The 8,239-nt window shown below is 70.0% G+C and carries 9 protein-coding genes, 2 tRNA genes and 1 other RNA gene; 6 read left to right on the top strand and 6 right to left on the bottom strand.

Translation table 11 applies throughout. The features are described 5' to 3' along the window. The 3 genes from VI078_01415 to dusB all read left to right on the top strand — a co-directional run. Positions 1-379, top strand: a 379-nt coding sequence (locus VI078_01415; protein HEY5997946.1) for a ribonuclease HI family protein, incomplete at its 5' end; no start/stop codon positions are given. A 170-nt stretch (positions 380-549) separates the two neighbouring features. Beyond that, an RNA gene (rnpB, locus tag VI078_01410) (RNase P RNA component class A) lies at positions 550-978 on the top strand. Positions 979-1,178: 200 nt separating this feature from the next. After that, positions 1,179-2,144, top strand: a complete 966-nt coding sequence (gene dusB, locus VI078_01405; GenBank protein ID HEY5997945.1) for a tRNA dihydrouridine synthase DusB — start codon at positions 1,179-1,181, stop codon at positions 2,142-2,144. Positions 2,145-2,167: 23 nt separating this feature from the next. Here the strand turns inward: dusB and VI078_01400 are convergent, their stop codons facing one another. From VI078_01400 to VI078_01390, 3 genes are all read right to left on the bottom strand, one after another. Further along, entirely contained in the window at positions 2,168-2,725 is a 558-nt protein-coding gene (locus VI078_01400; protein HEY5997944.1) for a hypothetical protein, read from the bottom strand. A 36-nt stretch (positions 2,726-2,761) separates the two neighbouring features. Further along, positions 2,762-2,837: transfer RNA gene (locus VI078_01395), tRNA-Ala, on the bottom strand. 118 nt (positions 2,838-2,955) lie between these two features. After that, positions 2,956-5,493, bottom strand: coding sequence for a zinc-dependent metalloprotease (locus VI078_01390; GenBank protein ID HEY5997943.1), 2,538 nt, complete (start codon positions 5,491-5,493; stop codon positions 2,956-2,958). A gap of 172 nt (positions 5,494-5,665) precedes the next feature. On the opposite strand from VI078_01390, the gene VI078_01385 reads away from it, so the two are divergent. Continuing rightward, positions 5,666-5,753: transfer RNA gene (locus VI078_01385), tRNA-Leu, on the top strand. Between the two features lie 68 nt (positions 5,754-5,821). On the opposite strand, the gene VI078_01380 is transcribed toward VI078_01385, so the two are convergent. The 3 genes from VI078_01380 to VI078_01370 form a co-directional block, all read right to left on the bottom strand. After that, positions 5,822-6,229 (bottom strand): PIN domain-containing protein, encoded by a 408-nt coding sequence (locus VI078_01380; protein ID HEY5997942.1) that lies wholly within the window; start codon positions 6,227-6,229, stop codon positions 5,822-5,824. Beyond that, on the bottom strand, positions 6,226-6,459 hold the full coding sequence (locus VI078_01375) for a type II toxin-antitoxin system Phd/YefM family antitoxin (protein ID HEY5997941.1): 234 nt from the start codon (positions 6,457-6,459) through the stop codon (positions 6,226-6,228). Before VI078_01375 ends, VI078_01380 begins: the two co-directional genes overlap by 4 nt. A 124-nt stretch (positions 6,460-6,583) precedes the next feature. Further along, a complete protein-coding gene (locus VI078_01370) occupies positions 6,584-6,913 on the bottom strand; it encodes a hypothetical protein (protein HEY5997940.1) in 330 nt (109 codons plus the stop codon). A gap of 200 nt (positions 6,914-7,113) precedes the next feature. Between VI078_01370 and VI078_01365 the strand changes: the two genes are divergently transcribed. Together VI078_01365 and VI078_01360 are read left to right on the top strand one after the other, a co-directional pair. Next, complete coding sequence (locus VI078_01365) at positions 7,114-7,689, top strand: cupin domain-containing protein (GenBank protein ID HEY5997939.1); 576 nt, start codon at positions 7,114-7,116, stop codon at positions 7,687-7,689. Further along, the coding region (locus tag VI078_01360; protein HEY5997938.1) for a ChaN family lipoprotein at positions 7,686-8,239 on the top strand (554 nt) is incomplete at its 3' end. The genes VI078_01365 and VI078_01360, both read left to right, overlap by 4 nt.

Here is an 8,239-nt window from a genome sequence, read left to right as displayed (position 1 = left end):
CGACGGCGCCGCGCGGGGGAACCCCGGCGACGCCGGGGCCGGCGTGTTGCTGCGGGACGAGGCCGGCGAGACGCTCGACCGCGTCGCCCGCTATCTCGGGCGGGCGACGAACAACACGGCCGAGTACCAGGCCCTGCTCATCGCGCTCACGCGCGCCCGCGACGCCGGGGTGCGCCACCTGAAGGTCTTCTCGGACTCCGAACTGCTCGTGAACCAGGTCAACGGTCGCTACCGCACGAGCGCGCCGCACCTCCAACGCTATCTGCAGGAGGCCATCCGCCTGATGCGCGAGATCGGCCGGGTGGACGTGCGCCACGTGCGGCGCGAGCAGAACGCGGAAGCCGACGCGCTCGCCAACGAGGGGATAGACCGCCGATAAGGGGCCATCTGCGGCGTTGCACTCCTCCCGCCTCCCTGCGGCGGGCACCAGCCCGCCTCAGTCGCCGGATCGTCGCGCGCCTTGCATCTGACCCCTTCTCGACGGTCTCTCTCCGTTCCCGATTCCTGTTGCGTTCCTGGATGCACACGGCTACATTCCCGGCGGGCGCTGGAGCCGGCCGGGCGGTCGCCGGCGGCGGTGATGAGCCGCCGCGGGAGGAAAGTCCGAGCTCCTCAGGGCAGGGTGCTCCGTAACGCGGAGTCCCGGCGACGGGAAGGAAAGTGCAACAGAAAATATACCGCCCCGGCCTCCCCGCCTCGTGCGGGGCGAGGTCCGCGGGTAAGGGTGAAATGGCGAGGTAAGAGCTCACCGGTTCCCCGGGCGACCGGGGAGCCTGGAAAACCCCACCCGGAGCAAGACCAAATAGGCTCCGCCTTCTCCCCTCCCGGGGGAAGAGGGTTGCCCGCCCGGATTGCCGCAAGGCAGGGCGGAGCGGGTACGGTCGCTTGAGGCGCCGGGCAACCGGCGTCCTAGAGAAATGACCGCCACCCCGGCGATGAGCCGGGGGACAGAACTCGGCTTACAGGCCGACTCCAGCGCCCAGTTGCCGTGCTGCGAGGCGCTTTTCCGCCCTGGCGGCGTCGCGCTCCTCGTGTCTGCCTGCGGCGGCCACAAGGCCGCCTCGGCATCCACTTCGTCGCGCTTCTTGCCAGGACGAAAAATCGCGCTCGCATCACGGCAACTGTCGTTGCCGTGGTGGCTGGCGTGCCGGGTCGATTTCGGCTATTGTCTGCCTCCCATGGCCTACACGTTCTGCGGCGTCGCGCTGCCCAGCCCCTTCTTCCTCGCGCCGATGGCCGGTGTCACCGACCGCGCCTTTCGCACGGTCGCCCTCGAACTCGGCGCGGGCCTCGCTTTCACCGAGATGATCTCGGCGGCCGGCCTCGCGCGTGGCGACCGCAAGACCGCGCGCTTTCTCCCGGCGCCCGCGGAGGCGCCGCGCGTCGGCGTGCAGCTCTTCGGGGGGCGCCCCGACGACTTCCGCGCCGCGACGCTGAAGGTCAACGAGCTGGCAGTGCCCTTCATCGACATCAACTTCGGTTGCCCGGCGCGCAAGGTGGTGCGCTCGGGGTGCGGCGTGGCGCTGATGCGCGAGCCGGCGCGGGTGCGCGCGATCCTCGAGGCCGTCTGCGCGGTGGCGACCAAGCCGGTGCTCGCGAAGATCCGCGCCGGCTGGGACGACGACGAGCGCAACGCCGTCGAGATCGCGCGCGTCGCCCGGGAGTGCGGCGCCGCCGCCGTCACGGTGCACGGTCGCACCGGCCGGCAGGGCTTCACCGGCGCCGCCGACTGGTCGGCGGTGCGAGCCGTAGCGGCGGACGGCGCCCTGCCCGTGACCGGCAACGGCGACCTCGTGACCGCCGACCAGGCCGTGCGGGCGCTCGGGGACAGCGGGTGCGTGGCCGTCATGATCGGCCGCGGCGCCTGCGGGAACCCGTGGATCTTCCGGGAGGCGGCGGCCCTGCTCGCTGGGCGGGAGGTCCCGCGGCGCACAGGCAAGGAACTGGCCGAGACGATGGCGCGCCACCTGCTCCTCGCGATCGAGGAGCATGGCGCCCGCCGCGGCGTGCAGAGGATGCGCAAGCATCTGATCTGGTACGCGCGCGGCCGGGCGGGGGCGCACGAGTTCCGGCGGCGGATCGTGCGGCTGGAGGAGCCGCGGGAGCTGTTGGAGGAGATCGGGGCTTTCGCCGCCGGCGGCTAGGGGACCGCCGGCAGGCGGCGGCCCTACTGGGTCAGGTCGTCGCCGACGGGCCGCTCGAAGAAGACCACGTCCGATTCGGCGACGATCAGCTCGGGACGGGGGCTTTCCAGAGGCGGGAAGACGCGCACGACCAGCATGCCGCTGAAGTCGGCGGCCGGATCGCTGAAGTCGAAGACGCCCTGGGCCGCGCCGAGATACGCCTCGTACGGGATGCGGATGTCGTCGTCCGAGTTCTCGAAGTTGATACTCTTCGAGAAGAAGAGCTTGTCCCGCGTGAGGTGGCTGATGCCGCCGGTGCCGATGTCCTTCTGGGTCCAGAACTCGATGATGACCTCGTGCGGCTTGTCGTGGAACGACAGCTCGTCGCCGAACTCGTTCTTGTACGAGATGCTGACGACCATGCCGTCGAGCCCGGGGTCCGAGTCCCACTGCTCCAGGCTGGCGCTGTTGATCTCGACCCAGGTCAGTCCCTGGATCTTGTCGCTCTTGTCGACGGGATCGAGGGGGTTCTGGCACCCGGCGATCGAGAGGGCGGAAAGGAGCGCGATCGCCGCGAAAAGGGCACGGATGGATGACCGCATGGCTGTCTCAGGCCTCCCTGACGTCGGGCAGGTGATTGGTGGAGCTGAGGGGGATCGAACCCCTGACCTCATGAATGCCATTCATGCGCTCTCCCAGCTGAGCTACAGCCCCACGGCATTGCTCGCGCGCGCGGAAACCGTCCGCCGCACCGCACGAAAGTAGACGTGAACCCCTTCGTTGTCAAGTGCTTTGCCCGTGTCCGGGAGGGGCGGTGCGCGCCCGCGAACCCCTACCTCCTGGCCTCCAGGGTGAGCTCGATCTCCCGGGCGCAGTCGCGCAGGTGCATGCCCGTCATCTCGTCCCTCGTCCGCGAGGCCGCCGATCCCAGCTTCCGGGACAGCGCTTCGAGCGAGTTCCTCGCGACGGCCCTGAAGTCCGTGTCCGAGAGCGACACGCCCGCCACGGAGGCCTCGTCCGGATCGGCGGCCGGGCCCCTCGCCGGCGGCCCCGGGGGCGCGGCCAGCTGCGCCTTCACGTGGTCGAGGTACTGGCGCTGGAGTTCCCGCCGGCCGACGTCGACGACGGGGCTCTCCGCGTCGAGCTCCTCGAAGAGCCCCCCCTGGAGGTCAGCGAAGAACTGGGCGAGCGTGTACCCGTTGGCCGGGTCGAGGGCCTCGGCATCCTCGAGCAGCTTGTACCGCGTGCCGCTCAGCAGCGCCTCCAGCAGCAGGCGCTGCCGTCGCTGCAGCGGGTCCGCGATCCCCAGGTAGCGGAACTTGTTCAGCACCTCCGGCCGGCGCAGCGAGGGCGAGGTCTTGAAGCCGAACTCCAGCAGGAAGCGCAGGGCCTCCCGCTGCTGCTCCCTGGGGAGCCGGGCGAACTGGTCGCCGCCCCGCCCGCCCAGAGACCGGGTCTCCACCACCCCGCCCACCATGTCCGCCACCGTGAGAAGCCAGGCGTGCCGCGAGTCGAGGAGGCCGGAGTAGGCTTCCTTCAGCTCCGTGAAGTCCTCCCCGAGGCGGGTCGTCGCGGGCAGGATCAGGTCCATGACGCGGTCGAAGTTCAGCAGGCCGAGCCGCGTCGACTCGATCGGGTCGGCGCCGATGCTCTGCACCTTCACCGTGGGGTCCACCTTTGCCGGGCCGTCCTCGCCCCCGAACCGGAGCCAGGGGTTCTCGATCTGCTGGGCCGCCATCGCGTCCAGGGCCTGCCGCTCGTCTTCGGGGGAGGCCGCCTCCGGGAACGTCCGGTACCCCCAATCCACCGCAAAGTAGTCGTAGGGGCCGAGCTTCGGCATCAGGTGCGTCACGCCGTCCTCCGGCTGGGCGACGTAGTTGAACCGGCCGTAGGAGGTGATCGAGGCGACGGTCCCGTACTTCGCCGTGAACGCGGGATCCCGAAGCTGCTGCACCGTGAACGCCGAGCTCGCTTTGTGGTTGTGGCGCAGCCCGATCGTGTGGCCGACCTCGTGGGCCACGATGTAGCGCAGCAGCTCCCCCTTGAGCTCGTCGGGGAACGGCAGGGTGCGCGCGCGCGGGTCCAGGGCCGCGCACATCGTGAAGTACCACTGCTGGGCGACCTTGAGGATGTCCTGGTAGATGAAGACGGTGGCTGAGAGGACCTCGCCGCTGCGCGGGTCGTGGACGCTGGGCCCCAGGGCGTTCGCCAGCGGCGCGGCGGCCCACCTGATGACCGAGTAGCGCGTGTCCTCCGGGTCCCAGCCCGGGTCGTCCTGCTCGCCGGGCGCGTCCTGCACGCGGATGGCGTCGCGGAATCCAGCGGCTTCGAAGGCGGGCTTCCAATCCTCGACCCCCTGGCGGATGTAGGGCCGCCACTTCTGCGGCACCTGCCTCCCGATGTAGAAGAGGATCGGCCTCACCGGCTCGGAGACCGCGGCGGCGGGGTCCTTCTTCTCGAGGCGGAAACGGTTGATGTAGTGCCGCAGGACGACGCGGTTCTCGCCCTTCGAGTAGTCCTCGTAGGACTCCACGAAGTACCCGACGCGGGGATCGGCCAGGCGTGGCCGCATGGGCTTTTCCGGCAGCAGCGTCATGCTGTAGTGGACCAGCAGGGAGCCGGTCCAGAGGTTGCCGGCGGACGATGCCGGCGGGAGCTGGACGACGGGCTCGGGAATCCCGGGGGGCGCGATGCGGAAGGTGATCACGGAGCGGGATTCGATGTTGTCGGGGAACACCTTGATCCCCTCGACGTAGGAGCGGGACGGGTCCACGTTGGCCCGGCCGTCCGGCCCCCGCACCGAGATCCCCGACTGCGTGAAGACGCGCTCGGCGGAGAACTCGTCGACGTTGGCGGTGAGGAGCCGCGTCACGTCGATGACGGGCGCGCGGCCTTCGCCCTCCGCCTCGACGTCGAACCCCATGACGACGGCGGGCATCGAGGCCTCCTGGACGGCGCGCTGGATGGGAGAGAGACCCTCGCCGAGCACGTCCGCGCGCTTCCCGAAGGAGAGAAGCCGCAGATAGACCCGGTTGCCAGTGCGCTCCCAGCGGACGCACCGGCTGCCGATGGCGAGCCCGCCGTTGCCGACACCCTCGGGGGCCTTCGACACCTCCGTGTACCAGAGCATGGCCCGCCCGAGCTTGTCCGGCGGGATCTCGTAGAGCACCCGGTTGCCGACGCGATGGACGGTGAAGAGCCCGCGCGTCGAGACCGCGGCCTTCGTGACGACATCACCATACGCCTTGAGGTCCCCGGGGGATGGCGCGGCCGCCGGTGCCTGGCTGCTGGCGACAGCGGGCGACATTGCGAGTACGGCGAGGAGCGCGATGCTAGTTCGCCGGCGGAGGAAACGCCTTGCCGGTGCCATGAGCTGTTTCTCCGCCTCCTGTCCCGTCCAGCGGATTCTTGCGGTGCGCCGCGGCAAAGTCAAGAAAGTGGCACGCGCGGGAACCGTCCGCAGACCGATCGACGAATGTAAACCGCGGGCCGGCGTTGTCTGTGCTGCTCCGACTCTGCTACCGTGTCTGGTGACACCACGCGCCGGAGTGGCGGAACTGGCAGACGCAGGGGACTCAAAATCCCCCGGGCCTTGCGCCCTTGCGGGTTCGACCCCCGCCTCCGGCACCAATGATTTCAGGCACTTACGCCAAGCGCCCATCTTGGTCGGAAGGGGCCAGATTCGAAATTGTTTCGGGTCACACGACCAGGACTTCGAGTCCCTCGATCTTCTTGAACGAGGCGTCGCCGGTCATGAAGACCGTGCTGCCCCGGAGCGACAGTGCGCACGCCGCCTGGATGGCATCGGGGGTTCGCGTGCCGTACGAAGCTCGGAGGCGGGTCGCGGTATCTACCACCCGTGGAGTCAATTCAACGATCTCGAGGTCCCGGGCGGCGAAGAATTCCTCATAGCGAGCGAGTGTTGCCGTGTCATGCTCGCGCAAAGGCCTGACGAGGCACTCCATGAGGCTCAGCCGGGAAACGGCCCAGGAAAGTCTGCCATGCGCCTGGCGCACCGAGGTCACCGCCCGCGCAAGCCGTGAATAGAATGGTTCGGCCGCCTCGACTTGATAGATGATGACGCATGCGTCGAGGAAGAGCCTCACCGATCGCCCCAGCCGGCGCGCTCGCGTTGGATTTCCGCGTCCAGTTCCTTGCGGCTGCGCCGACCTCGCGCCGGGAGCGCGAAGAGGTCCGAGACCGTATGCCGCGCGCCGGCGCGCCGCTTCGCCGTCAATTCTCGATACAGCCGGATCGAGACGACGATGCAGGCGGGCCGGTTGCGCTTAATGATTTCCACGGGGCCCTCGGGGAGGAGATCCTCCACGGCGGCCACCCCACGTCGCTTCAGTTCCTGTGCAGGGAGGGTCTTCACCGGTCGCTCCTTTCGGTATCGTTTTCAGTACCGATAAGGTAGCACAGAGTGAGGCTCCTCACCATGTGCAAGTCGACGGGGCAGATCACCGATACCAGGTGCGCACGCTCCTGGTGATCTGCCCCTGACCGCGCCGCGAGACGTTCTCCAGGAAGAGCTCCACGGCGCCCTTGACGTCGGCGATGATCTTCTCGGGCTCCCGCTCGCGGTCGGCCAGCAGGGGCGAGGACGCCGGTCGGATGATGACCTCGACGGACGCTGGCCTGCCCTCGACCCAGTCGTGTCCGGGAATGAACGCGATCGCCCTGCCCTCGAGGAACAGCCCGGAGTCCCGGGAGACCGCCGAGTGGTGAAACTCGACGCCGTGCTCCGTGACGGGGATGTCGTCGTTGGTCTCCACGTACTTGGTTTCCATCGGTCCTCCGTCCCCGGCCCGTTGCCGTGATCCGCCCGCGGCCACCGCTCCCGCCGCACCGGCGATCATTCAACGACAGGCCGTACCAAAGTGCAAGCGCGGCCGCGGGCCAGTGCCGGCGACGCCGATCGGACCGTGGCCGCCCGGCGCCGTCGGGGCTATGATATGTGTGGCGGCCGCAGCCGCCGCGGGAGGAAACGATGTCAGCGCCAAATCAGCCAGTTGATGGCGGCGCTTCGCCCGGTTCGGCGGCGGACGTCATCCGCCGCCTGCGCCTCGTGCCGCACCCCGAGGGCGGGTGGTACCGCGAGGTCCACCGCTCGCGGGCGACGGTCGGGACGCCGCCGGGCTACCCGGGGGCGCGCTGCGCGCTGACGATCATCCACTTCCTGCTCGAGGAGGGGGAGTTCTCGACCTTCCACCGCGTGCGCTCCGAGGAGGTCTGGGTGCACCTCGACGGCGCGCCGCTGGAGCTGGCGATCGTCGCGGACGCGCCCGACATCCGCACCATCGGCCCTGCGTCCGGCGGCGGCGAGCCGCTGGCCGTCGTGCCGCCCGGGTGCCTGCAGGCGGCGCGGCCCCGCGGGGGGTGGGCGCTCGCGGCGTGCTTCGTCGCGCCCGGGTTCGAGTTCGCGGACTTCGAGCTGCTGGCGCGTGCGGAGCTGCTCGCGCGGCATCCGGCGCACCGCGAGCTGATCGAGCGTTTCACGCGCCCGGCCGCCGGCCCGCCCGCTGACGGACGAACGGCGGGGGGGCATCCCGCGAACGAGCCATGACACGCCGGTCCGCGGTCCTGGCCGCCCTCCTCGCCTTCCTCGCGGCGTGGGCGCCGCCCGCAGCGCACGCCAAGCTCATCTTCCGGCTGCGCGACGCCAGCACGCTGTCGACCGCGCAGCTGATCGCGAGCCTCAGGGGCGCGCGGGTGATCTTCTTCGGGGAGCGCCACGACCGGGCCGAGGACCACGTCGCCCAGCGCACGATCATGCAGGCGCTGCAGGAGACCGGCGTGCCTCTCGCCGTGGGCATGGAGATGTTCCGCAGGGACGCGCAGCCGCAGCTCGATCGCTGGGTCGCCGGCACCCTCGACATGAAGGCGCTGCGCGGGCTCTACGACGGCAACTGGGACCCCCCGCTCTTCGAGCAGTACCGGGACATCCTGCTCTACGCGCGCCAGGAGCGCATCCCGCTGATCGGGCTGAACATCGCCACGGCCATCGTGGAGCAGGTGGGCCGCGGCGGCTTCCGCTCGCTCTCGGCGGAGCAGCGGCGCCAGCTCGGCGTCAACTCCTGCGATGTCTCCCCGCGCTACGCGGACGTGCTGCACCG

The organism is bacterium, from assembly GCA_036524115.1.
Classification (GTDB): domain Bacteria; phylum JAUVQV01; class JAUVQV01; order JAUVQV01; family DATDCY01; genus DATDCY01.
This window is presented reverse-complemented; position numbering and strand designations above follow the sequence as displayed.

Bases quoted from the DNA above. Each gene is read 5' to 3' on its own strand.
- dusB (HEY5997945.1), top strand. From the start codon at position 1,179: ATGGCCTACACGTTCTGCGGCGTCGCGCTGCCCAGCCCCTTCTTCCTC.
- VI078_01400 (HEY5997944.1), bottom strand. From the start codon at position 2,725: ATGCGGTCATCCATCCGTGCCCTTTTCGCGGCGATCGCGCTCCTTTCC.
- VI078_01390 (HEY5997943.1), bottom strand. From the start codon at position 5,493: ATGGCACCGGCAAGGCGTTTCCTCCGCCGGCGAACTAGCATCGCGCTC.
- VI078_01370 (HEY5997940.1), bottom strand. From the start codon at position 6,913: ATGGAAACCAAGTACGTGGAGACCAACGACGACATCCCCGTCACGGAG.
- VI078_01365 (HEY5997939.1), top strand. From the start codon at position 7,114: ATGTCAGCGCCAAATCAGCCAGTTGATGGCGGCGCTTCGCCCGGTTCG.